Source organism: Streptomyces sp. NBC_00045, from assembly GCF_045041095.1.
GTDB lineage: Bacteria > Actinomycetota > Actinomycetes > Streptomycetales > Streptomycetaceae > Streptomyces.
In genome coordinates this window covers 3,897,565-3,920,608 of record NZ_CP108271.1, presented here as the reverse complement: position 1 = coordinate 3,920,608, position 23,044 = coordinate 3,897,565, and the positions used below count along the sequence as shown (strand labels likewise).

Genomic DNA, 23,044 nt, shown 5'->3' with positions numbered 1-23,044 from the left:
GGGGTGCAGTCGAACCGGATCACGGAGCCGCCGCGTCCACCGCCTTCACGATCCGTTTGTCGGAGACCGGGTACGCGGTCCCGAGGGCGTGTGCGAAGTAGCTGACCCGCAGTTCCTCGATCATCCAGCGGATGTCGGTGACCGTGGACGGCACCGGCCGGCCCTTCGGTAGCTGCTCCAGCAGCCACGCGTACTCGTCCTGCATCTCGTGGACCTTCTCCATGCGCGTGGTGTCGCGCTGGGCGCCCGTCGGCATCTGCTGGAGCCGCCGGTCCACCGCCACCAGGTAGCGCATCAGGTCCGGCAGCCGGCGCAGGCCTGTCAGGGTCACGAAGCCCGCCGGCACGAGGGCCGCCAGCTGCGTCCTCACGTCCTGCACGTTCGCCACCAGGGCCAGGCTGTTGGTGGCCTTCAGACGGCGCTCACAGGCCTGCCAGGCGGCCAGCACCTGCTGCACCTGGGCCACCGTCCGCACCGTCGTGTCCACGAGGTCCGCGCGCACGCCCTCGTACAACGCCCGGAAGCCCGCCTCGTCCCAGGCAGGGCCGCCGTGGTCGGCGATCAGCTTGTCGGTCGCCGCGGTCGCGCAGTCGTCGAAGAGCGCCTGGATCGAGCCGTGCGGATTCCTGGACAGGGCCAGCTTCTGCTGGTTGGTCAGGTGGTCCGAGGCGAACTTCGCCGGATTCACCGGGATGTTCAGCAGGATCAGCCGCCGGGTGCCCAGCCACATCGCCTGCTGCTGCTCGGCCTCGGTGTCGAAGAGCCGTACGGAGACGCTCGCGCCCTCGTCCACCAGCGCCGGGTACGCCTTCACGGGCTGGCCCGCCCGCCGGGTCTCGAAGACCTTGGTCAGCGTGCCGATCGTCCAGTCGGTCAGACCGGTGCGCTCCACCGACTCGCCGCCCGCCCGCTCGGCGGTGGCGGCCGCGGCCTGGGACAGGGCCTGACGGGCCTTCGGCTTCAGCTTCAGCCGCAGGGCCTCCAGGTCCTTGTCCTCGGCGACGTTCTTGCGGCGCTCGTCGACGATCCGGAAGGTGATCTTCAGGTGGTCCGGGACGCGGGACAGGTCGAAGTCCTCGGCGGAGACGGGTACCCCGACCATCCGCTGGAGCTCGCGCGCCAGGGTCACCGGAAGCGGCTCCTGCAGGGGTACCGCCGAATCCAGGAACCGGGACGCGAAGTTCGGCGCGGGCACGTAGTGCCGGCGGATCGGCTTCGGCAGGGACCGGATCAGCTCCGTGACGACCTCTTCGCGCAGGCCGGGGATCTGCCAGTCGAAGCCCTCGTCGGTGACCTGGTTCAGCACCTGGAGCGGGATGTGGACGGTCACGCCGTCCGCGTCCGCGCCGGGCTCGAACTGGTAGGTCACCCGGAACTTCAGCTGCCCCTGCCGCCAGGAGTCCGGGTAGTCGGCCTTGGTGACCCCGGCCGCCTTCTCGGTCAGCAGCATCTCGCGCTCGAAGTCGAGGAGCTCGGGCTCCTCGCGCCGCTTGTGCTTCCACCAGGAGTCGAAATGCGCCCCCGAGACCACGTGCTCGGGGATCCGCTGGTCGTAGAAGTCGAACAGGGTCTCGTCGTCCACCACGATGTCGCGGCGCCGCGCCCGGTTCTCCAGCTCCTCGACCTCGGTCAGGAGCTTGCGGTTGTCGGCGTAGAACTTGTGGTGGGTCCGCCAGTCGCCCTCGACCAGCGCGTTGCGGATGAACAGCTCGCGCGAGACCTCGGGGTCGATCCGGCCGTAGTTGATCTTCCGCTGGGCGACGATCGGCACGCCGTACAGCGTGACCTTCTCGTACGCCATGACGGCCGCCTGGTCCTTCTCCCAGTGCGGCTCGCTGTACGTGCGCTTGATCAGGTGCTGGGCCAGCGGCTCGACCCACTCGGGCTCCACCTTGGCGTTGACCCGGGCCCACAGCCGCGAGGTCTCCACCAGCTCCGCCGACATCAGGAACTTCGGCTGCTTCTTGAAGAGCGCCGAACCGGGGAAGACCGCGAACTTGGCGGACCGGGCCCCCAGGTACTCGTTCTTGTCGGTGTCCTTGAGGCCGATGTGCGAGAGCAGGCCGGCCAGCAGCGAGACGTGCACGTGCTGCTCGGGGGCGTCGGCCTCGTTGACGTGGATGCCCATGCCCTTGGCGACCGTGCGCAGCTGCGAGTAGATGTCCTGCCACTCGCGGATCCGCAGGAAGTTCAGGTACTCCTGCTTGCACATCCGGCGGAACGAGGACGAGCCGCGCTCCTTCTGCTGCTCGCGGACGTAGCGCCACATGTTCAGGAACGAGAGGAAATCGCTCGTCTCGTCCTTGAACCGGGCGTGGTTCTGGTCGGCCTGCGTCTGCTTGTCCGAGGGCCGCTCGCGCGGGTCCTGGATGGACAGCGCCGCCGCGATGACCATGACCTCGCGGACGCAGTTGTTCTTGTCGGCCTCGACGACCATGCGGGCCAGGCGCGGGTCCACGGGGAGCTGGGAGAGCTGGCGGCCCATCGGCGTGAGCCGCTTCTTGGGGTCCTTCTCCGACGGGTCCAGCGCGCCGAGCTCCTGGAGCAGCTGGACGCCGTCGCGGATGTTGCGGTGGTCCGGCGGGTCGATGAAGGGGAACTTCTCGATCTCGCCGAGGCCGGCCGCGGTCATCTGGAGGATGACGGAAGCCAGGTTCGTGCGCAGGATCTCGGCATCCGTGAACTCGGGACGGGCGTTGAAGTCGTCCTCGGAGTAGAGCCGGATGCAGATGCCGTCCGAGGTGCGGCCGCAGCGGCCCTTGCGCTGGTTGGCGCTGGCCTGGGAGATCCGTTCGATGGGCAGGCGCTGCACCTTGGTGCGGTGGCTGTAGCGGGAGATCCGGGCGGTGCCCGGGTCGATCACGTACTTGATGCCCGGGACGGTCAGGGAGGTCTCGGCGACGTTCGTGGCCAGGACGATCCGGCGCCCCGCGTGCTGCTGGAAGACGCGGTGCTGCTCGGCGTGGGAGAGGCGGGCGTACAGGGGCAAGACCTCGGTGAAGCGAAGATTTCGCTTGTTCAGGGCGTCCGCCGTGTCGCGGATCTCGCGCTCGCCGGAGAGGAAGACCAGGACGTCGCCGGGCCCCTCGGACTGGAGTTCGTCCACGGCCTCGCAGATCGCCGTGATCTGGTCCCGGTCGGAGTCCTCGGAATCCTCCTCCAGCAGGGGCCGGTAGCGGACCTCGACGGGGTACGTACGGCCGCTGACCTCGACGATCGGGGCGTCCCCGAAGTGCCGGGAGAACCGCTGCGGGTCGATCGTCGCCGAGGTGATCACGACCTTGAGGTCGGGGCGCTTCGGCAGCAGCTGGGACAGGTAGCCCAGCAGGAAGTCGATGTTGAGGGACCGCTCGTGGGCCTCGTCGATGATGATCGTGTCGTACGCGCGCAGCTCGCGGTCCGTCTGGATCTCGGCGAGCAGGATGCCGTCGGTCATCAGCTTGACGAAGGTCGCGTCCTGGTCCACCTGGTCGGTGAAGCGGACCTTCCAGCCGACGGTCTGCCCGATCTCGGACTTCAGCTCCTCGGCGATCCGCTCCGCGACCGTGCGCGCGGCGATCCGGCGGGGCTGGGTGTGCCCGATCATGCCCCGGACGCCGCGGCCCAGCTCCATGCAGATCTTGGGGATCTGCGTGGTTTTGCCGGAACCGGTCTCACCGGCGACGATCACGACCTGGTGGTCGCGTATCGCCTCGGCGATCTCGTCCTTCTTCTGGCTGACGGGCAGGTTCTCGGGATACGTGACCTCCGGCATCCGCGAGGCACGGCCGGACAGTCGCGCGGCGGCCTTCTCGGCCTCCGCGGCGATCTCGTCGAGCACGGCCTGCTTGGCCTCGGGCTTGCGGATGCGGCGGGCGCCTTCGAGGCGGCGGCCGAGGCGGTGCGCGTCACGGAGGGAGATCTCACCGAGAAGCGTCTGCAGGGCGGCGAAGGAAGTAGACATACCTGATCGAGGATCTCACCCGCAGGCGCCGGGTGGCGAACGCATTTGTGCCCCCTCCCCGTACCATTTCGGGACGAGATCGCCTGAACCGACCCGCCGACCGAGTGAGAGGCCCGCCATGTCCCGCGTGCGCGTCGTGTGGTGCACGGTCGCTGCGCTGGCGGTATGGGTGACGGCCCTGACCGGCCCCGGCCCCGTACCCGCGGCCGGGGCGGCCCCGACCCCGGGCCGGATCGCAGGCGTCGCGGCCGCGACTGCGGCTGCGCGAGCCGCGCGGTCCACGGTCGCGAGCGCGGCGCTCCGCCCCGACTATGCCGCGCCGTCGCCGTCGGCCGCAGGGATCCCGTCGGCCGTCCGGCCGGCCCCGGCTGCCGCGGCCGTTCCCCCTGCCCGAGCCGCACGGACCGTGCCGGCCGGGCGAGCCGCGCGGACCGTGCCGGCCGGGCGAGCCGCGCGGACCGTGCCCGCCCACCGGATCCCATGGACCGTGCCGGCCGGCCCGGCCTCCCCGGCTGCGCAGGCCATGACGGCTTTCCCGGCGGTGGTCGGGTCGGGGTCCGTGGACGCGGGGGTCCGGCCGGGTCCTGCTCCGGCTGTCCGGAGCGTGCAGGCCGGGCCGGTTGCGGACGTGGCTTCCGGGTCCGGTGGGCGGGGGCCCGGGTGTGAGCCCGGGAGGGGCGATCGGCCGCAGGGGCCGGCCGGGCCGGTGCGGGGCGAGCAGGGGCACGTTCCCGCCGGGCGGCCCCTGTCACCCCAGAGCTGTTCCTCCGCGCCGCGCGCGCAGGTGCTCGTACGCGGGCCCGACCGGCCGGCGCCGGGTCCGGTGGAGCTGTCCGTGATGCGGGTGTAGAGGACCGGCCCTTCCACCGGTCCCTTTCACCACCCGTTGCTCTGGAGCACCCGTATGCCTTCTTCTCCTTCCTCTTCCGCCCGCAAGCGGCTGCTGATCTCCGCCGGGGTCGCGCTCGCCGCCGTCACCCTCGGGATCGTGTCCTGGCAGGCCACCGCCCCCGAGGACGCCCCCGCCAGGACCTCCTCCGCCGCGGCCGCCCCCAAGGGCTCCGACATCCACGCTGAGCTGGCGAAGCTCGCCCGGCGCGAGCCCGGCGACAAGCTCGCCGCCGGCCGGGCCGACGCCCCCGTCGTGTTGATCGAGTACTCCGACTTCAAGTGCGGCTACTGCGGCAAATTCGCCCGCGACACCGAACCCGAACTGGTGAAGAAGTACGTCGAGGACGGCACCCTGCGCATCGAGTGGCGCAACTTCCCGATCTTCGGCGCCGACTCCGAGGCCGCCGCCAAGGCCGCCTGGGCCGCCGGCCGGCAGGACCGGTTCGCGCAGTTCCACGCGGCCGCGTACGCGGACGGCGCCAAGGAGAAGGGCTTCGGCCAGGCGCGGTTGCTGGAGCTGGCCGGCGAGGCCGGGGTCCCGGACCTGGAGCGCTTCAAGCAGGACATGACGGGCGAGGCCGCCGCGGCCGCCCTGCAGAAGGACCAGGAAGAGGGCTACCGCATCGGCGTCAGCTCCACCCCGTCCTTCCTGGTCAACGGGCAGCCCATCGCGGGCGCCCAGCCGCTCGACGCCTTCGCCGCAGCCATCGCCAAGGCCAAGGCCCAGGCGCAGCCGCAGGCCGCCAAGTGACCGGCGTCGGCGACATCGGCTACCTGGCAGCCCTGCTCGGCGGGCTCCTCGCGCTGCTCAGCCCCTGCAGCGCACTGCTGCTGCCCGCCTTCTTCGCGTACTCGATCGACTCCGCCTCGCGGCTGCTGGCGCGGACCGGGATCTTCTACGCGGGCCTCGCGAGCACCCTCGTCCCGCTGGGCGCGGCGGGCTCGTACGCCGGCCGGTTCTTCCACAGCAACCGCGACGGACTCGTCCTGGCCGGCGGCTGGCTGATCATCGCGCTCGGGCTCGCGCAGATCCTGGGCCTGGGTTTCACCTCGAAGCGGATCTCGGAGCTGTCGGGGCGGATCCGGCCGACCACCGCCCTGTCGGTGTACGCGCTGGGCGCGGTCTACGGGCTGGCAGGGTTCTGCGCCGGCCCGATCCTGGGCAGCGTCCTGACGGTGGCGGCGGTCAGCGGCAGCCCGGTCTACGGCGGCCTGCTGCTCGCGGTGTACGCACTGGGCATGGCCGTACCGCTGTTCTTGCTGGCGCTGCTGTGGGAGCGGTTCGACCTGGGCCGGCGGCGCTGGCTGCGCGGGCGGGCCGTCCGGGTGGGCCGCTTCGAGCTGCACACCACCTCGCTGCTCTCGGGGCTGTTCTTCATCGCCCTCGGCGCGCTGTTCCTCGCGTACGACGGGGCGAGCGCACTGCCGGGGCTCCTCGACGTGGACGACTCGTACGCGGTGGAGCAGCGGGTCCGCGTCCTCGCGGACGCGGTGCCGGACTGGGCGCTGCTCGGGCTGGTGGCGGCGGGCGCGGCGGCGGTCGGCGTGACGCAGTGGCGCCGCAGCGAGCGCGGTGAGCGTGGGGAGCGCCAGGAGGACGGGGCGCGGGAGAACGGGTAACGCAGAAGGCCCCGTCCGATGGACGGGGCCTTCTTGTGGTGGCTGGGGCCGGGGTCGAACCGGCGACCTATCGCTTTTCAGGCGATCGCTCGTACCAACTGAGCTACCCAGCCACGAGACCGTTTCCGGCCTCAGCGATCCTGACGGGACTTGAACCCGCGACCTCCACCTTGACAGGGTGGCGAGCTAACCAACTGCTCCACAGGACCTTGCAGTGTGCGAGACAAAGTCTTGCACACGGTAATGCGTACCCCCAACGGGATTCGAACCCGTGCTACCGCCTTGAAAGGGCGGCGTCCTGGGCCACTAGACGATGAGGGCTAAAGGCCCGCCGGGCACTTTCCAGCGCGTCGGGGACGTGAGAAGCATATGGGATCCGGGGAGCTATCGCCAAAACGGTTTCTCCCGGAGGGACAATGGCCCGGTGCTGGAGATGACGCGCGAGGAGTTCGAAGAGCTCGTCGCAGAGGCCCTGGACCGCATCCCGCCCGAGCTGACGCGGCTGATGGACAACGTGGCGGTGTTCGTCGAGGACGAACCGCCGGCGGACGATCCTGAGCTGCTGGGGCTGTACGAGGGAACCCCGCTGACGGACCGCGGCGAGTGGTACGCCGGTGTGTTGCCGGACCGGATCACCATCTACCGCAACCCCACGTTGCGGATGTGCGAGGACCGGGAGAGCGTGATCGCGGAGACGGAGGTCACCGTGGTGCACGAGATCGCCCATCACTTCGGCATCGACGACGACCGGCTGCACGCGCTGGGCTACGGGTGACCGGCCCGGAGCGGGCCGGGAGCATCGGCGCGGCCACCGGCGTCGGCGCCCGCGCTGAGGCGATCGACCCGGACGTCGATCTCCATGTGCCCGGGCAGCGCGCCGAGCGGCCCGGGCCGGTGCTGGCCGCGATCGCCGTCGGCGGCGCGCTCGGGGCGTCGGCGCGGTACGGGGCGGCGCTGCTGTGGCCGGCCGGGTCGGCGGCCTTCCCGTGGACGACGTTCTGGACCAACGTGATCGGCTGCGCGCTGATCGGGGTGCTGATGGTGCTGATCAGCGAGGGCGGCCGGTCGGCGCCGCATCCGCTGGTCCGGCCGTTCGTCGGGGTCGGGGTGCTCGGCGGGTTCACCACCTTCTCCACGTACGCGGTGGACTTCTCGCGGCTGCTGGACGCGGGGGAGGCCGTGACCGCGCTGGCGTACGCCGGGCTCACGGTGGTGGGGGCGCTGGGCGCGGTGTGGGCGGGGGCCTCGGTGACCCGCCTCGCAACGGGCCTCGCGGTGCACGGCGGACCGCGGAGGTCGCCGTGAACTGGCTGCTGGTGGTGATGGGCGCGATGGTGGGGGCGCCGCTGCGCTATCTGACGGACCGTGCGGTGCAGGCGCGGCACGATTCGGTGTTCCCGTGGGGAACGTTCGTGGTGAACGCGGGCGCCTGCCTGGTGCTCGGGCTGCTGACGGGGGCGGTGTTGGCCGGTGCGGCGCCCGGGCGGTTGAACCTGCTGTTGGGGACCGGGTTGTGCGGGGCGCTGAGCACCTACTCGACGTTCTCGTACGAGACGCTGCGGCTGTACGAGCGCGGCTGGCGGTTCCTGGCGATGGCGAACGTGACGGCCTCGGTGCTGGCGGGGCTGGGCGCGGTGACGCTGGGGGTGCAGGTGGGGCGGCAGTTGTTCGCCTGAGCCGGTTCCGGTCGCACCTTCCCGGCCGCCCCCGGGGTCACACCCGCGGCCCCGCCGGTGTGCGCGGGGCGGGTCGGCGGATTGCGGACAGGCGGTGTCCCCAAGGGCGTGTCTCTTACGGGGCAAAGGGAGTTGGGCACATTGACCCGCTCACTGCGGACCCTGAACGCCCTCCCCCGGCAGCCGCCGGGGAGACCCCCAGGAGGTGCCCCGTGCGCCAGTTGTCCGCCTCCCTCCGGCTGGCCGTCTCCGCGCTCGCGGTCGCTGCCACCGCGGGCTGCATGAGTGTCGGTGAGGACGCCGCGAAGCCCGGGCCGTCCTCCTCCTCGGACCGCAAGGCGGCGGCCGAGGCCGGAGGTTCCGTATCCGGCAAGAGGTCGGGGGTCCACGGCGGCGGCCACGGCTCGAAGCCCGGCGCGGCGGGCGAGGAGGGCAAGCAGGCCGAGGACGGCAAGGCGTCCGGCGCCACCGGGGCCTCCCCCAGCCCGGGCGCGCCCGCAGGCCGGCCCGGGGCCCCCTCGCCGTCGGCCGGTCCGGGCGGCGGCGCCGGCGGCCAGGGGCCGCAGCAGCCCACCTCGGGCGGATCCGGAAGCAGTGGTTCCGGTGGGACGCAGGTCTCACCGCCGCCCGTCCATCTGCCGAGCCCGGAACCGCCAGTGACTTCGCCCACTCCCGCGGACCCTTCGCCCCCGGCTCCGGAGCCCAGCGCGTCGCCCACTCCGTAGCCGCGGGTGGCTCCCAGGGGCTCCCGGGCTCGGCGCCCGGTTCCCCGGAGCGGGGGGATCGTCGCAGGTCAGAGGGGATGTGGCAGGGGCGACTTGCCAGACCCCCAGGAGGGTGCGTATGGTTATAGATCGTTTGATCCCATTGCCCGGCGCCGAATCCGAAGAGCGCCGTGTGGCGCGTACTCTCCCTAGCCGTGGCTGACCGCATTGAGGCGGTCGATTTGCGATTCACGGAGTTTGGGCGCGTGCCGAGACTCCGGAAGGTTTCGCATTTCGCATGTCCATTTCCAGTTCTGACCGTGCCGTCATGCCCGAGAACGACTCGAACGAGATCGTCGACGCCGTCGAGGCCCTCGTGGTCACCGAGGCGATCGAGGCCGCTGAGGCGGACGAGATCATCGAGGCTCTTGAGGCCGACGTGACGACCGACCAGTCCATCGACGCCGAGGCGGACGACGCCGACGCCGAGCCCACCATCACCTTCGGCGACCTCGGTCTGCCCGAGGGCGTCGTGCGCAAGCTCGCGCAGAACGGCGTCACCTCCCCCTTCCCGATCCAGGCCGCGACCATCCCGGACGCCCTGGCCGGCAAGGACATCCTCGGCCGCGGCCGCACCGGCTCCGGCAAGACCCTCTCCTTCGGTCTGCCGACCCTGGCCCGCCTGGCCGGTGGCCACACCGAGAAGAAGAAGCCCCGCGCGATCATCCTCACGCCGACGCGTGAGCTCGCGATGCAGGTCGCGGACGCCCTCCAGCCCTACGGCGACGTGCTCGGCCTGAAGATGAAGGTCGTCTGCGGCGGTACCTCCATGGGCAACCAGATCTACGCCCTGGAGCGCGGTGTCGACGTCCTCGTCGCCACCCCGGGCCGTCTGCGCGACATCATCAACCGCGGCGCCTGCTCCCTGGAGAACGTCGAGGTGGCCGTCCTCGACGAGGCCGACCAGATGGCCGACCTGGGCTTCCTGCCCGAGGTCACCGAGCTGCTCGACCAGATCCCCGGCGGCGGCCAGCGCATGCTCTTCTCCGCCACCATGGAGAACGAGATCGGCACCCTGGTCAAGCGCTACCTGACCAACCCCGTCACGCACGAGGTCGACAGCGCCCAGGGCAACGTCACGACCATGACGCACCACGTCCTCGTCGTGAAGCCGAAGGACAAGGCGCCGGTCACGGCCGCCATCGCCGCCCGCAAGGGCCGCACCATCATCTTCGTCCGCACCCAGCTGGGCGCCGACCGCATCGCCGAGCAGCTCGTCGAGGCCGGCGTGAAGGCCGACGCGCTGCACGGCGGCATGACGCAGGGCGCCCGTACCCGCGTCCTCGCCGACTTCAAGGACGGCTACGTCAACGCGCTCGTCGCCACCGACGTCGCCGCCCGAGGCATCCACGTCGACGGCATCGACCTGGTCCTGAACGTGGACCCGGCCGGCGACCACAAGGACTACCTGCACCGCTCGGGCCGTACCGCCCGTGCCGGCAAGTCGGGTGTCGTGGTCTCCCTGGCCCTGCCGCACCAGCGCCGCCAGATCTTCCGCCTGATGGAGGACGCGGGCGTGGACGCCTCGCGCCACATCGTCCAGGGCGCCGGCGCCTTCGACCCGGAGGTCGCCGAGATCACCGGTGCGCGCTCGCTCACCGAGGTCCAGGCCGACTCCGCGAACAACGCCGCCAAGCAGGCCGAGCGTGAGGTCGCCGACCTCACCAAGCAGCTGGAGCGCCTGACGCGCCGTGCCGCCGAGCTGCGCGAGGAGGCCGACCGCCTGGTCGCCCGCTCCGCCCGTGAGCGCGGCGAGGACCCGGAGGCCGCTGTCGCCGAGGTGGCCGAGGCCGCCGAGGCCGAGGTCGCGGCAGCCGTCGCGGCCGCGCCGGTCGCCGAGGAGCGTCCGTCCTTCCAGGCCCGCGACGAGCGCGGCAACTACGAGCGCCGCGACAACCGTCGTGACGACCGCGGTGGCGACCGCGGTGGCGACCGCGGTGGCGACCGTGGCGGCTTCCGCGGTGGTGACCGTGGCGGCTTCCGTCGTGACGACCGTGGCGGTGACCGCGGTGGCTTCCGTCGTGACGACCGTCCGTCGGGCGGCTTCAACCGTGACGACCGCGGTGGCGACCGTGGCGGCTTCCGCCGCGACGACCGTCCGTCCGGTGGCTTCCGCTCCGGTGGCGACCGTCGTGACGACCGTGGCGGTGACCGTGGCGGCTTCCGTCGTGACGACCGTCCGTCGGGCGGCTTCAACCGTGACGACCGCGGTGGCGACCGTGGCGGCTTCCGCCGCGATGACCGTCCGTCCGGTGGCTTCCGCTCCGGTGGCGACCGTCCGTCCGGTGGCTTCCGCCGCGACGACCGCCCTTCCGGTGGCTTCAACCGTGACGACCGTGGTGGCGACCGTCCGTCCGGTGGCTTCCGCCGCGACGACCGCCCGTCGGGCGGCTTCCGCTCCGGCGGCGGCGACCGCCCGTACGGCCGCCGCGACGACCACCGCCCGTCCGGCTCCACCGGCTCCACCGGCTCCACCGGTTCCTTCGGTGGCCGTCGTGACGACAAGCCCCGCTGGAAGCGCAACGGCTGACCCCGGCTGTCGGCCCTGAGCTGACTGCCCGACAGGGCCCCCACGACACCGTCGTGGGGGCCCTGTCCGCGTTTTGTGAGCCGTGACGGGGCCGGTCGGTCGATACTCGATCGGCTGGCCGTTGGTCTCCGGCTATGCTCTGGGGTGAGCACGTGAGGGCCATTAGCTCAATTGGCAGAGCAGCGGACTTTTAATCCGTTGGTTGTCGGTTCGAGTCCGACATGGCCTACCGCTCGCAGGCGGGGGTTGACCCCTCTGTCCTGTCGCTTAGCGCCCCATCTGGTTTCGGCCAGTTGGGGCGCTAAGTCGTTTCCGGGCCCGTGCGTGAGCGATGCGTGAGCGGACGGCCCGGGACGGAGCGCCATCCAGCACCACGATGCGGGCTCGCCGTGGACAGGCGTCGTCTCCAGCGCCTCTTCGATGGCCACTACGGCATCCGCGAGGCGGCGGTAGACCCGTGTCGCGCGCCCCGTCCGCTGGCCCAGAGCTCCGAAGGCCGGGGTGAAGTCCAGCCGGGCCACGACACTCGTGTCCTCGAACATGAAGGCGTACAGCGGGAACCGGGCCTCCTTCCCGTCCGAGCGGGTGAAGACCGTGCACGACGCCGCGCGGTCCACAGTGGATGGCCAGCCTTCCGACGCTGCCACACCGGGGAGGGGCGTCATCCGTGTGCCTCGCTTCGCGGGCGACATGGTGCAGACCGTCGCGGTGCGTGTCAGCGTGAACGGAGAGGGAATCCGTACCCCACGCATCCAGAGGAGTCACTGTCATGGACGGTAGGCAGGACAAGCGCCAGGAGCCGGGCAAGGGGCGCGAGGCGCAGGAACACCGTCGCCCCGGAGACCCTGCGCAGCCCCAGCCCGGCAAGTCGTCCCGCGAGAAGGGACAGAAGGCCGGCCAGAAGGAGACCTCGCGCCGCCGCGAGGACGATCTTCTGCGCGAAGAGGACCTGCACGACGAGGGGCTCTGACCGGCGCACCACTCGGCCACTCGCCACTGAGGATTCGGGGTCAGCCCGCCGCCCCGGCGGCGCCGTCCTCAGGTTCGGGTGTGGTGGCGATGAGGATCTGAGTGGCCTGCGTGATGTTGTCGGCGCGGACGGCGCGCGCCATCGCTTCGCGGGCGGCGTCGGCGGTGGTGTCCGGGGGGACCACCAGCAGGGCGAAATGGTCGTTGTGGCCGCGAGTGACGAGGACGGTGTCGTCGCCGACGGGGTCGGCGTCGAGGTGCACGACCTGGCCGTCGATGACCAGACGGGTCGGGATGTCCTGCCAGGCGGAGGTGTCCAGGCCAACCCGCGTGATGGGCCCGAGGTGCGCGGTCAGTGCCGTGATCAGTAGGGGCAGCTCGATCGTGACGTCCCGGGAGCGCGGCCACCAGGCGCCGTCCAGGAGCCCTTGGCGGGACTGTGTGGTTTCCAGCCGGAGCAGCGCGGCGCCCGGCTTGACCGCTTGGTGGATCGCGTCTGGGAGGAGCTTCAAAGGGTCGGGGTTGTCGGATGCGGCCATGGTGATTCCGCCTGTCTCGCGGTGCGGCGACCCCCGTTCGACGGCCGGCAGCGGCGTCGAAAAGGCTGTTGAGCTGGGAAACGTCTCCGTCGTTTCACGGTACTCCGCCCACCCTCACGGTGTGGCGAGGGGACCCGACTGCGCCGCTCTCGCCGTCTGCGCCGGAAAATACCTGGTCAGAAGCGGTTCCTGGATCACGGACCGGAGTACGGTGGGACGGCCACGGGCCCGGCCTGATGGGAGGGACGGCCTAGATGCGGGCGAACTTCTCGGTCTGCTGGGCGAACTCCTGGGCCATGGCCGCGCTGACCGTGGGCCTGGTTTCGCCGATCGTGCGCAGGTAATCCTCGGTGGTGGGGCGGACCCGGGCTCCGGTGTCGAAGGTGCGCTCGAACTGGACTTGGGAGACGGTGCGCGCCACATGGGCGATGTCGGCGGGGGTGAACCCCTCGCTGGCGGTCGCCAGCACCGCGCTGTCGGCCTGCGCGCCCGCTCGGGCCAGGTAGCTCTCCCACAGCGCAGTCCGCGCGCGGTCGTCGGGCGGGCCGATCGGCAGTACGTAGTCGAAACGGCCGTGCCGCAGGAACGCGGAGTCGAGCGAGGTCACGTCGTTCGTGGCGCAGACGAGCAGGCGCCCGTCCTGGCCGCGGAACCGGACGATCGCCTTGAGCAGCTCGTTGACGACGCCGACCGCGGTCGCGTCCGCGCCGCTTCGGGTCCCCGCGATCTCCTCGACCTCGTCGATGAAGACCAGGACGTGATCGAGCGCGGCGATCTCGTCGAAGCGCCGGTTCAGCCCGCTGGCCAGCCCGTATTCGGCTGCCAGCCGGGCGGGGAACAGTTCGAGGAACGGCCATCCCAGGCGGCTGGCGATCGCGTGCGCGAACGTGCTCTTCCCCGTCCCGGGCGGCCCGAACAGCATCACGGCCCGCGGCAGCTCCACGCCGTGCTGGGCGGCCATTTCGGGATGGGCCAGTGGCAGGACCAGACGCCGCTCGATGAGCTCCTTCTCCCGCTGCATGCCCGCGACCTTCTGCCACAGTCCCCCGGGCGGCAGCTCCGCTCCCAGCGACGCGAGAATGCTGACCGCCTGAGGGGTCACGCGCCCGCGCTTCTCGAAGAAGACCAGGCCCGGACGGGCGCCGAAGCCGCAGTTGTGCAGGGCGGTGGCACCGGTCTCGCCGTCGGGCAGGACCGCGTGCACCGTTCGGACGCCACCGGTGAACAGCCGGTGCTCCAAGGCCGTGATCAGGGCGCTGCCCAGCCCCTGGTGCCGCCAGGCGGGCGCCATGCTGATGCGCAGGATCCACGCTCGGTCACCGTCCACCCTGCTCACCGCGGCACCGACCACCTCCTCGTCCGCGGTGGCCACCACCGCCGGGTGGAGGGCCTGGAGGGCCGCCACGGCGTCCGAGAGCGGAAAGAGAGGTGATTCTCCGGCCGTGCCGCCTTCCGCGTCGATCCGGATCACCGCTTCGAGATCGTCCTGGGCGTAGTCCCTGACATGCCAACCCGTCATGGTCAGCTCCGCGTGTTCGGCCGTACTCCCATCATCAGCCGATGCGAGCCGGGGCGCGCGGCAGCGACCGCGCGCCCCGGCAGTGCCGTTGAGGGCGGAGCATCGAAGCCGTGTGGCGTGCCCGGTCGCTTGGGAGCATCCTGGAGGCCACGCCGCCCGTGCAGCCGGACGCCAGGCCGCCTGGTTGGAGGCAACAGGATGACCGTCGGAGGCCGCGCGGACCCGGACCGCTCGGAGAGCTTCGGGGAGGAACTGCTCGGGGTGCTCCTGGACGGGGCGCACGAGCTGCCGCCCCATCTGGTCGGCCCGCTGGTTGCGGAGACGATTGCCCGCATGGGGGGACGTGACCCGCAGATCCTGCTTCAGGACTACGGACAGCAACAGCTGGTCCCCCTGCCCGCCGACGGCGGGGCCGCCGGTGATGCGCTGCCCATCGACCGGTCCGAAGCCGGCCGGTGCTTCCTGGAGTCACGCCCCGTCGAAGTCCTGACGCCCGACGGCATACGGGTCCACCTGCCCCTGCTGGACGGCGGCGACCAGGTGGGGGTGCTCGCGGTCACCCTGGACGGGGTCGACGACGACACCCGCCGCCTCCTGCGCAGGATCGCGGGCCTGGCGGCCGACCTGCTGCAGACCAAGAACGGCTACACGGACCTCTTCTTCCGGATCCGCCGCGGTGAACCGATGAGCGTGGCTGCGGAGATCCAGTGGTCCCTGTTGCCCCCGCTGTCGATGGTGATGCCGCACGTCGCGGTCGCCGGAGTTCTGGAGCCCGCCTACGCCGTGGCGGGGGACAGCTTCGACTACGCCCTGAACGGCGACGTCTTGCACCTCGCCATGGTCGACGCCATGGGGCACGGCCTGGACGCGGCCACGATGGCCACGGTGGCCATCGGCGCGTATCGCCACGCCCGCCGGATCAGCATCGAACTGTCCGAGATCTACCTCTTCATGGACCGTGCCGTCGCGGAGCAGTTCGACCCGGACCACTTCGTGACCGCCCAGATGATGCGCTTGGACACGGACACGGGGCGCCTCCAGTGGGTCAACGCGGGGCATCCCGCACCCATGCTGATCCGCGCGCACCGCGTCGTACGCCGCCTGGACAGCCCCACGACCCTCCCTGTCGGCTTCGGAGGGGCCCAGCCGCAGGTCAGCGCGGTGGCGTTGGAGCCTGGCGACCGCGTCCTCTGCTTCACCGACGGCCTGATCGAAGAACACGAAACCGGGCAGGAACAGTTCGGCGAGAAGCAGCTGATCGACTGGGTGAACCAGCTGGAGCAGGTCGACCACGGGATCCGCACGGTGGCCCGGGACCTGTCCCACACCCTCAAGAGGGCACGCGGCGAGACCACCTCGGACGATGCGTCGCTCGTCCTGTTCGAATGGCGTGGATGACGGAAGGCCGTGCCACCACCAGATGGCGACTGCCGAGTTCAGCGATCAGCCGAGATGTGGCTGTGGTGTAGCAATCCTGGATCGCCCTCCGCTGGGACGGTAGGTCGCCTGAGACACGACACGGTGCAGCCTTCTGAGCAGGCGCTTCCGGACCTCGGTGGACCGAGTGGGATACCCCGGCATGATCTTGCCGGGCGGGGCGCTTCGGCGTTCACGACCAGCCCGGGTCCTGGGGGGTGGCCACCGACCAGCCCGGGTCCTTCGGTCCTGCCGCGAGTTCGTGGGCCTGGCCGGAAGTGCTCGTGCCGATCACGGCGATCAGGGCGGCGGCGGTGACGGTGATGAGGGTGACGAGCTTGCGACGCATGGTGGGGATGCCTCTTATCGAGCCGGCGGGAAGGGGGGCGGTTGGCCGGATCTCTCGTTCCGGGGTGCCGCCATCGTGCCGAGCCCGGCAGGGCCCTGTCGCCGGTTTCCGCTGGCACAAAACGCTCTGACATAACCGTGCCAGCGGGCCGGTTTCCAGGGCGAGTTGGCCGCGCGGCGTGTCCGCGTGATGGACGTCGTTTGTGCAGACGATGGCTGGTATGGACAATCCAGGGTGCAAGATCGGCCCTCGGAGGGCCGCATGCCGCCAGCGTTGTCGGTCCAGCTGTGCTGCCGCTCCGAACCGTGAGCTGGGGGGCTCCTTTTGTTGGTTTCTCTTGGGCTGACAGAGCGCTCCGACGCGCTCTACCGCCTCATCCTCAGACGGCCGGATCTCGCCGTCGCCGATGTCGCCGCAGAACTCGCGCGGTCCGAGGACGACGTACGCGCGGACCTGGAGGAGCTGACCCGGCTCTCCCTCCTCGCACCGTCCTGGCGGACCGATGGGCGGCTACGGGCGGTGAACCCGAAGGCCGCGCTCGATTCGCTGCTCGCCCACCAGCAGGCGGAGATCGCCCAGCGCCACCGGGCCCTCGCAGAAAGCCAGGCCGCCGCGAGCGCGCTGCTGTCGCAGTACGCCGAACTCCACCCGGCCCAGCCCGCGCACGAGGCAGAGCGGTTCCTCGGCGTCGAGGCGGTCCGGGCCAAGCTGAGCGAGCTGTCCGCCCGCACCCGCCGCGAGTCGATCAGCTTCCATCCCGGCGGGCCGGTGCCCGCCGCGCAGTTCAAGGCCAGCGAGCCGCTGACCGAGGACCTCATCGCGCGCGGCGTGAAGATCCGGACCATCTACCAGGACGCCATCCGCAACGACCCGGGCAGCCTGGAGCACGCCCGCTGGCTGACCGAGCGGGGCGGCGAGGTGCGGACGGTGCCCTCACTGCCGATGCGCATGGTCATCACCGACCGGGAGTTCGCGCTGATGCCGATCGACCCGGCGGACAGCGCGCAGGGGGCGGTGCTGCTGCGCGAGCCGGGCGCCGTCACCGCCTTCTGCGCGCTGTTCGACTCCGTGTGGGAGACGGCCACCCCGTTCGGCGAGCCGCCCCGGCGCAGCCTGGAAGACCCCGGCTCGCAGCCGCGCGAGCTGCTGCGCCTGCTGGCCCAGGGCTACACGGACGAGGCCGCCGCACGCCGGCTGGGGATCTCCCTGCGCAGCGAGCGGCGGCTCATCTCGGAGCTGATGGAGAAGCTGGACGCGCAGAGCCGCTTCCAGCTCGGGCAGCGGGCCGTGGAGGAGGGCCTGCTCTGAACCGCGGTTCAGCAGCCGCAGGCCGCGCCCGCCGCTACGGGGGCCGTCAGCGGGTCCGGCGGCGACTGGCGGGTGCCGGCGGAGTCCTCCACCGGGAAGCCCTCCCGGGACCAGTACTCGAAACCGCCGAGCATCTCCTTGACCGCGTACCCGGCGCTCGCGAAGGCGTACGCGGCCCGGGTGGCGCCGTTGCAGCCGGGGCCCCAGCAGTACGTGACGACCACGCTGCCGGGCACCACCAGTTCGGCGGCCCGGGCCGGGATCTCGTCCGTGGGCAGATGGACGGCGCCGGGGACGTGGCCCTGCTCCCAGGCCTCGGCGCTTCGGCTGTCGACGAGGACGAAGCCGCCGGCGCCCGATTCCACGTCCGCGTGTACGTCGGCGACGTCGGCCTCGAACGTGAAGCGGCGGTGGAAGTGGGCGGCGGCGGTCGCCGGGTCAGCCGGCGGAACGCGCAGCACCTTCGAGGACGGGGACACGGTCTGAGTGGTCGTGGTCGTGGTCGTGGTCGCGGTCATGATCGGTGGACTCCTGAGGACGGGGTGGACGGGGGCGGCGTACGCCCGCCAGGGCGATGAGGGCGAACAGGGCCGCGGCGGCGGCGCCGGGGCCGAGGAGCAGGGCGGACACGTCCCGGTGGGCGGCCCGGCCGAGGGCGAGGGCCCCGAGGGCGATGAGGGCCGCGGTCAGGAGGCCGCCGCGCGGGGTCCGGCCGGTGAGCTCGGTCCACCGGACGGCCGTGGCCCGGAGGTTGGTGCGCACGTACGTCCAGCAGAGCGCGGCGGAACCGAGCCCGAGGGCGGCGGCCACGGCCGGGGACGGCTCCGCCGCTGCGGCCGGCGGAGCCAGGAGCACGGCGTACAGCGCAGCCGCCAGCGCGAGGCCCAGCAGGGTCCCGCCGAGCGCCCGCCGCCGGGACAGGGCGGGAACCGCCCCTTCGAGGCCGACCCAGCCGAACAGCAGGGGTACGGCCACGAGCAGCGCGGCCCGGTCCCCGGAGCCCGGTCCCGGGAGCGGCCCGCCGAGGGCCCGCCAGGCGACGGCCAGCGCCAGTACGGCGGCGAGCCGCAGCCGCTGCCCCGCGGGGGACGGCCCGCGCGGCGCGAACCAGGCGTAGGCGGCGGCGCTGCCCAGGATCGCGGCGGCGACCGGGAACGCGCGCCAGCCGGAGTCGCGGAGCGCGAACTCGGCGGCCCCGAGGGCGAGCGCGGCCTGCCCGGTGGCGAAACCACCGAAGTAGAGCGCGGTGGCCGCCCGGGCCGGTCCCGGGCCGAGCCGGTCCCGTACGAAGGCCACGGGCCCGGAATCAGCCGTACCGCCCGCAGCGGCGACCAGCAGGCACCAGCCGGCCAGCACCGCCGCGACGGCGATGCCGGTCCAGGGGCCGGGCCGCGGGGCGAGGGCCGCCGGAAGCAGCAGGGCTCCCGCGCCGAGGACCGCTCCCAGCGTCTTCGCGGCCCCGGCGGCCCAGCCGTCACCGGCCCCGCGAGCCGCGGCCGGGCCCGCGGCCGGGCCCGCACCCGCAGTCCGGTCCGGCATCACGACAGTTCGTGGAAGAACAGCGGGGTGGCGGTCGGCAGCGTCGTGCCCTCCGCCAGGAGCCGTCCCTCCACGCCGGCCCACTCGGGCATCCGCGTGCCGAGGTCCACCGGAAGGCCCAGGTGCCCGGCGAGGAACGCGGACCAGCCCGGCATCAGCGGCGCCGCGGTGACCGCGACGGCGGCCAGCAGCTCCGCGTGCGCGGCGAGCCGGCCGGCGTATTCCTCGCGCGGCCCGGAGACCCGCAGCAGGGCCAGCTCCCGCAGATCGGCGTCGGCACGCTCGATCACGGTGGCCAGGACGTCGGCGGCGCGCTGCGGGGAGAAGGCCTCCGCGCCGAGGGCGCCGGCGATCTGCCCGGGCAGTGCGGCGCGTTCGGCGGCCAGCGGGCCGTCCGCGGGCCCGGCGGCCGGCACGACGGAGTCGAAGTCTTGGGCGAGCAGGTCCAGTACGGTGTCCGTCCACCGCTCCAGGCCGCCCGCGAGGACGGTGCTGAGGGTGTCGGCGAACTCCTTCATGGAGAAGTTGTTCTGCGCCCGTTCCGGGCCGGTCAGGCACAGGTGGAAGCGCAGGGCGTCCGCGTTGACGCGGCGCAGGAACTCGCCGCCCCAGATGGCGTGGCCGCGGCTGGTGGAGAACTTGTCGCCCTCCAGCCGGTAGAACTCGTTGATGACGACCTGCGCGGGCAGGGTCAGTTCCCCCTGGGCGAGCAGCAGCGCCGGCCACAGCACGGCGTGCGAGAACGAGCAGTCGAAGCCGATGAAGTTGACGATCCGGGTCTCGGGGTCGGTCCACAGCCGCTCCCATTCCGAGCGGTCGCCGTTCGCCTCGGCGACCCGCGCGGTGCCCGCGGCGTAGCCCCAGATGCCGCTGAACCAGGTGTCGAGGATGTGCCCCTCCCAGCCGGGCAGCGGGACGGGGATGCCGTAGTCCGCCTCGCGGCTGATCGCGGTGTCGGGCAGGGCCCGCTCGAAGAGGCCGTCCAGGTACGAGATCAGCCGGGGCCGCCATTCGGCCTTGGCCTGTGCGTCGCAGTAGTACGCCTGCAGGCGCTCGCGGTAGCGCTCCAGCGGGAAGACGATGCGGCGCATGGTCTTCGTCTCGGGGGCGTTCCAGCAGGCGGTGCAGCGGGGGGCGGCGAGCCCGGCCGGGTTCTGCGGCAGGCCGCAGGCCTCGCAGTACACGCCGTCGGAGGGCACGGCGCAGAACTGGCACTCGCCGCGCACCTCGGCCTCGTACAGGTACCGCTCGCACGGCGCGCAGTGGAAGACGGGCAGCTCCTGCACCTCAAGGGCGCCGGACTCCCACAGTTCGAGGAAGAAGCGCTGGACGAACTCGGTGTGGGCGGAGTCGGTGAGCGGGCGGGTGAACCAGTCGTGGTGCATGGCGCCCAGCGAGAGGGTCTCCTCCATGCGGTCGCCGAAGAGCTTGGCGGTCGGGTGGGCGGTGGAGCCGATCTCGGCGGCGCGACGCGGTACGTAGCAGGAGTGCTCGTCGGAGTAGCCCACGTAGCGCACGTCGTGGCCGCGCTGGCGCAGGTGCCGGGTCAGGACGTCGGCGCCGAGGAAGGGGCCGGAGAGGTGGCCGAGGTGGAGGTCGCCGTTCGGGTTCGGCGGGGCGCTGGTGACGACGTAGGAGGTCATGACGCGTGGGTTCCTTCGGGGAGGATCAGGGCGGAGGGGTCGAGGGCCGCGGCGTCCGCCGGGGCGGCGGTGTCGAGCGGCGGCAGGGCGGCGGAGGCGGCGGCGACGACGCGGCTGCGCGGCGGCAGGTCGTCGAGGACGACCGAGTGCGCGCCGATCCGGGAGTCGGCGCCGATGGTGACCGGGCCGAGGACGCTGGCCCCGGTACCGATGACGACGCGGTCGCCGACGACGGGGTGGCGGCGCGAGCCGGAGGGCCGGCGCAGGTCCTTCCACCAGCCGACCGAGCCGAGCGTGACCTGGTGGTAGAGCATCACGTCGTCGCCGATCCGGACGGTCTCGCCGATGACGACGGCCGTGCCGTGGTCGACGAAGAAGCGGCGGCCGATCCGTGCCCCGGGGTGGATCTCGATGCCGGAGACGGCGCGGGCCAGCAGGGACAGGGCGCGGGCGCAGACCCGGTGGCCGCGGCCCCATAGCCAGTGCGCGAGCCGGTAGGTCCACAGGGCGTGGATGTGCGGGTAGAGCAGCACCTCGGCGCGGGAGCCGGCGGCCGGGTCCTTGTCGAGGACGGTCTGCACGTCCTCGCGCAGCACGTCGCGCAGCGGGCGCCGGTCCTCGTGCGGCTCGCCGTCCCGCAGGTCGTCCTTCGGGGTCGTCTCACATGTGGTCATACGGGGCCTCCGGACGGATCGGGCGGCCCGCGAGGAAGCGCTGCGGCCGGTACGGCTCCAGCAGCTCCTGGACGGCCTTGCCGGGGACGGCCCCGCCCTCGACGATCTCCTTGGCCGCGAGCTCGGCCACGGCGGGGGCCAGCTTGAAGCCGCCGCCGCTGAAGCCGAGGGCCAGGTACAGCCCGTCGGGGCCGGCCGCGCCGACGACGGGGCGTTTGTCGGGGGTGTAGCCGTCGAGGCCGGAGCGGGTGCCCGCGAGCGGGGCGGTGGCGGCGGCCGGTACCCGGTCGGCGATCGCGGCGATCGCGGACTCCAGCTCGCTCTCGGTCAGCGGTTCCACGTCGCGGCCCAGTTCGGTGTCGGGCTTGCTGGGGACGCCGAAGTAGAAGCGGTCGAGGCCGTCGGGCCGGAAGTAGCTACCGGTGGTGTCGTCGATGCAGGTCGGTACGGAGGCGCCCGATCCGCGCCGGCCGGCGCCGGGCAGTTCGGCCTGGGCCAGGCCGATCCGGCGCGCGGTGACGGGGATGTGGATGCCCAGGTACTCGGCGGGCGCCGAGCCCCAGGCTCCGCCGGCCAGGACCACCAGCGGGGCGTCGATGCGGCCGATGGAGGTGAGGACGCCGGTGACGGTGCCCGCCTTCTCCAGCACCTTCACTGCGCGGATGCCCTCGGAGGGGGAGACGCCGAGCCGGTAGGCGGCGGTGAGGAGGGAGGCGGAGGCGGCCATCGGGTCGGCGTAGCCGCCCTCGGGCTCGTACGCGGCGAGGGCGACGCCGTCGGTCCGCAGGCCGGGGTAGATCTCCTTCAGTTCGGCGGGGTCGATGACCTCGACGCGGCGGTATCCGGCGGCGTCCGCGGAGGCGGCGGCGTTGTAGCGCAGGTCGTCGGCGTGGTTCTCGCCGACGATCATGACGAATCCGGTGCGGCGGTAGCCGCAGCAGCCGCCGATGATGTCCGACCACTGCTCGAAGACGGGCAGGCTGCGGGCGGCGAGGCGGGTGTCGGCGACGGACGTGTGGTGCAGCCGCAGGAGTCCGCCGGAGCGGGAGGTGGCGCCCTGGGCGTTGACCCGGCCCTGGTCGCACAGGACGATCCGGCCGACGCCGGCGAGGGCGAGCTGGTGCGCGATGGCCGCGCCGATCACCCCGCCGCCGACGACGATGGCGTCGGCGTGCGCGTGGACGATGGGGCTCATGCCACCACCTGCCGGGGGTCCGCGGGGGCGTCGGGGGTGTTCTGCGCTGCCGGGCGGGCCGCCGGGTCCGTGATGCCGAACTCGGCGGCCCACTTGGCGCGGTCCCGGGCGACGGCGTCGGAGCCGCCCCACCAGATGGTGACGAAGCGCAGGCGCACGTCGCCGTCGTTGGTCAGGTCGTGGTCCTGGAAGGGGGTGATGAACACGGTCTCGCCGGCGCGGACCCGGCGGGTCTCGTCGCCGATCCGCATGACCCCGCTGCCCTCGACGATGAAGAACATCTCGTTCTCGTCGTGGTCGTGCGGGGTGGAGGTGGCGCCGGGCGCCACGTCGACCCAGGCGCCGCCCCAGTTGGGCTCCTCGACGGCCTCGGGCCAGGGGAAGATCCGCCGGCCGCTGACGTTGTACGGCTCCTCGAAGACCATGTCGTCCTCGTGGGCGGTGAAGATGTGCATCGCGTACGGGTCCA

General features: G+C 72.2%; 20 protein-coding genes and 4 tRNA genes. 11 read left to right on the top strand and 13 right to left on the bottom strand.

The window, feature by feature from the left end:
• Positions 1–19: 19 nt before the first annotated feature.
• Positions 20–3,943, bottom strand: a complete 3,924-nt coding sequence (gene hrpA / locus OHA65_RS18250; RefSeq protein ID WP_327284168.1) for an ATP-dependent RNA helicase HrpA — start codon at positions 3,941–3,943, stop codon at positions 20–22.
• A gap of 904 nt (positions 3,944–4,847) precedes the next feature.
• Here hrpA and OHA65_RS18245 point away from each other — a divergent pair.
• Positions 4,848–5,585 (top strand): thioredoxin domain-containing protein, encoded by a 738-nt coding sequence (locus OHA65_RS18245; protein WP_327284167.1) that lies wholly within the window; start codon positions 4,848–4,850, stop codon positions 5,583–5,585.
• A complete protein-coding gene (locus OHA65_RS18240) occupies positions 5,582–6,454 on the top strand; it encodes a cytochrome c biogenesis CcdA family protein (RefSeq protein WP_327284166.1) in 873 nt (290 codons plus the stop codon). The genes OHA65_RS18245 and OHA65_RS18240 overlap by 4 nt, the downstream gene beginning before the upstream one ends.
• 36 nt (positions 6,455–6,490) lie before the next feature.
• Here the strand turns inward: OHA65_RS18240 and OHA65_RS18235 are convergent.
• From OHA65_RS18235 to OHA65_RS18225, 3 genes are all read right to left on the bottom strand, one after another.
• Positions 6,491–6,567: transfer RNA gene (locus OHA65_RS18235), tRNA-Phe, on the bottom strand.
• A gap of 22 nt (positions 6,568–6,589) precedes the next feature.
• Positions 6,590–6,663 (bottom strand) — tRNA-Asp (locus tag OHA65_RS18230).
• A 39-nt stretch (positions 6,664–6,702) separates the two neighbouring features.
• Positions 6,703–6,775: transfer RNA gene (locus OHA65_RS18225), tRNA-Glu, on the bottom strand.
• A gap of 103 nt (positions 6,776–6,878) precedes the next feature.
• Between OHA65_RS18225 and OHA65_RS18220 the strand changes: the two genes are divergently transcribed.
• The 7 genes from OHA65_RS18220 (at position 6,879) to OHA65_RS18190 (ending at position 12,394) form a co-directional block, all read left to right on the top strand.
• The gene (locus tag OHA65_RS18220; protein ID WP_266787084.1) at positions 6,879–7,229 is read left to right on the top strand and encodes a metallopeptidase family protein; all 351 of its coding nucleotides are present in this window, start codon (positions 6,879–6,881) and stop codon (positions 7,227–7,229) included.
• A complete protein-coding gene (locus OHA65_RS18215) occupies positions 7,226–7,759 on the top strand; it encodes a fluoride efflux transporter FluC (protein WP_405762153.1) in 534 nt (177 codons plus the stop codon). The genes OHA65_RS18220 and OHA65_RS18215 overlap by 4 nt, the downstream gene beginning before the upstream one ends.
• Positions 7,756–8,130, top strand: a complete 375-nt coding sequence (locus tag OHA65_RS18210; protein ID WP_328763154.1) for a CrcB family protein — start codon at positions 7,756–7,758, stop codon at positions 8,128–8,130. The genes OHA65_RS18215 and OHA65_RS18210 overlap by 4 nt, the downstream gene beginning before the upstream one ends.
• Positions 8,131–8,342: 212 nt before the next feature.
• Complete coding sequence (locus OHA65_RS18205; protein WP_327284164.1) at positions 8,343–8,855, top strand: hypothetical protein; 513 nt, start codon at positions 8,343–8,345, stop codon at positions 8,853–8,855.
• Positions 8,856–9,132: 277 nt separating this feature from the next.
• Positions 9,133–11,424: a DEAD/DEAH box helicase gene (locus tag OHA65_RS18200; protein ID WP_405762151.1), complete on the top strand. Its 2,292-nt coding sequence runs from the start codon at positions 9,133–9,135 to the stop codon at positions 11,422–11,424.
• 156 nt (positions 11,425–11,580) lie between these two features.
• Positions 11,581–11,653, top strand: a tRNA-Lys gene (locus OHA65_RS18195).
• A gap of 540 nt (positions 11,654–12,193) precedes the next feature.
• Entirely contained in the window at positions 12,194–12,394 is a 201-nt protein-coding gene (locus tag OHA65_RS18190) for a hypothetical protein (RefSeq protein ID WP_327284151.1), read from the top strand.
• Between the two features lie 40 nt (positions 12,395–12,434).
• On the opposite strand, the gene OHA65_RS18185 is transcribed toward OHA65_RS18190, so the two are convergent.
• Complete coding sequence (locus tag OHA65_RS18185) at positions 12,435–12,932, bottom strand: DUF5994 family protein (RefSeq protein WP_328763152.1); 498 nt, start codon at positions 12,930–12,932, stop codon at positions 12,435–12,437.
• Between the two features lie 250 nt (positions 12,933–13,182).
• Positions 13,183–14,451, bottom strand: coding sequence for a bifunctional GNAT family N-acetyltransferase/ATP-binding protein (locus OHA65_RS18180; RefSeq protein WP_327284149.1), 1,269 nt, complete (start codon positions 14,449–14,451; stop codon positions 13,183–13,185).
• Between the two features lie 198 nt (positions 14,452–14,649).
• Between OHA65_RS18180 and OHA65_RS18175 the strand changes: the two genes are divergently transcribed.
• Positions 14,650–15,849, top strand: a complete 1,200-nt coding sequence (locus tag OHA65_RS18175) for a PP2C family protein-serine/threonine phosphatase (RefSeq protein ID WP_327284148.1) — start codon at positions 14,650–14,652, stop codon at positions 15,847–15,849.
• A 211-nt stretch (positions 15,850–16,060) separates the two neighbouring features.
• Here OHA65_RS18175 and OHA65_RS18170 read toward each other — a convergent pair whose 3' ends face one another.
• The gene (locus OHA65_RS18170; RefSeq protein WP_327284147.1) at positions 16,061–16,216 is read right to left on the bottom strand and encodes a hypothetical protein; all 156 of its coding nucleotides are present in this window, start codon (positions 16,214–16,216) and stop codon (positions 16,061–16,063) included.
• 324 nt (positions 16,217–16,540) lie between these two features.
• Here OHA65_RS18170 and OHA65_RS18165 point away from each other — a divergent pair, with 324 nt between their 5' ends.
• On the top strand, positions 16,541–17,524 hold the full coding sequence (locus tag OHA65_RS18165; RefSeq protein ID WP_327284146.1) for a helix-turn-helix transcriptional regulator: 984 nt from the start codon (positions 16,541–16,543) through the stop codon (positions 17,522–17,524).
• Between the two features lie 8 nt (positions 17,525–17,532).
• Here OHA65_RS18165 and OHA65_RS18160 read toward each other — a convergent pair whose 3' ends face one another.
• From OHA65_RS18160 to OHA65_RS18135, 6 genes are read right to left on the bottom strand one after another with little or no spacing between them, the layout of a single operon-like run.
• The gene (locus OHA65_RS18160; protein WP_405762149.1) at positions 17,533–18,042 is read right to left on the bottom strand and encodes a rhodanese-like domain-containing protein; all 510 of its coding nucleotides are present in this window, start codon (positions 18,040–18,042) and stop codon (positions 17,533–17,535) included.
• Positions 17,963–19,063 carry a hypothetical protein gene (locus tag OHA65_RS18155; protein WP_405762147.1) on the bottom strand — a complete coding sequence of 367 codons (1,101 nt, stop codon included), beginning with the start codon at positions 19,061–19,063 and terminating at the stop codon, positions 17,963–17,965. Before OHA65_RS18155 ends, OHA65_RS18160 begins: the two co-directional genes overlap by 80 nt.
• Positions 19,063–20,706, bottom strand: a complete 1,644-nt coding sequence (locus OHA65_RS18150) for a methionine--tRNA ligase (protein ID WP_405762146.1) — start codon at positions 20,704–20,706, stop codon at positions 19,063–19,065. The genes OHA65_RS18155 and OHA65_RS18150 overlap by 1 nt, the downstream gene beginning before the upstream one ends.
• Positions 20,703–21,380, bottom strand: coding sequence for a serine O-acetyltransferase EpsC (gene epsC, locus OHA65_RS18145; protein ID WP_405762145.1), 678 nt, complete (start codon positions 21,378–21,380; stop codon positions 20,703–20,705). Before epsC ends, OHA65_RS18150 begins: the two co-directional genes overlap by 4 nt.
• Positions 21,367–22,575: an NAD(P)/FAD-dependent oxidoreductase gene (locus OHA65_RS18140; protein WP_405762144.1), complete on the bottom strand. Its 1,209-nt coding sequence runs from the start codon at positions 22,573–22,575 to the stop codon at positions 21,367–21,369. The genes epsC and OHA65_RS18140 overlap by 14 nt, the downstream gene beginning before the upstream one ends.
• Positions 22,572–23,030: a cupin domain-containing protein gene (locus OHA65_RS18135; protein ID WP_327284140.1), complete on the bottom strand. Its 459-nt coding sequence runs from the start codon at positions 23,028–23,030 to the stop codon at positions 22,572–22,574. Before OHA65_RS18135 ends, OHA65_RS18140 begins: the two co-directional genes overlap by 4 nt.
• Positions 23,031–23,044 lie beyond the last annotated feature (14 nt).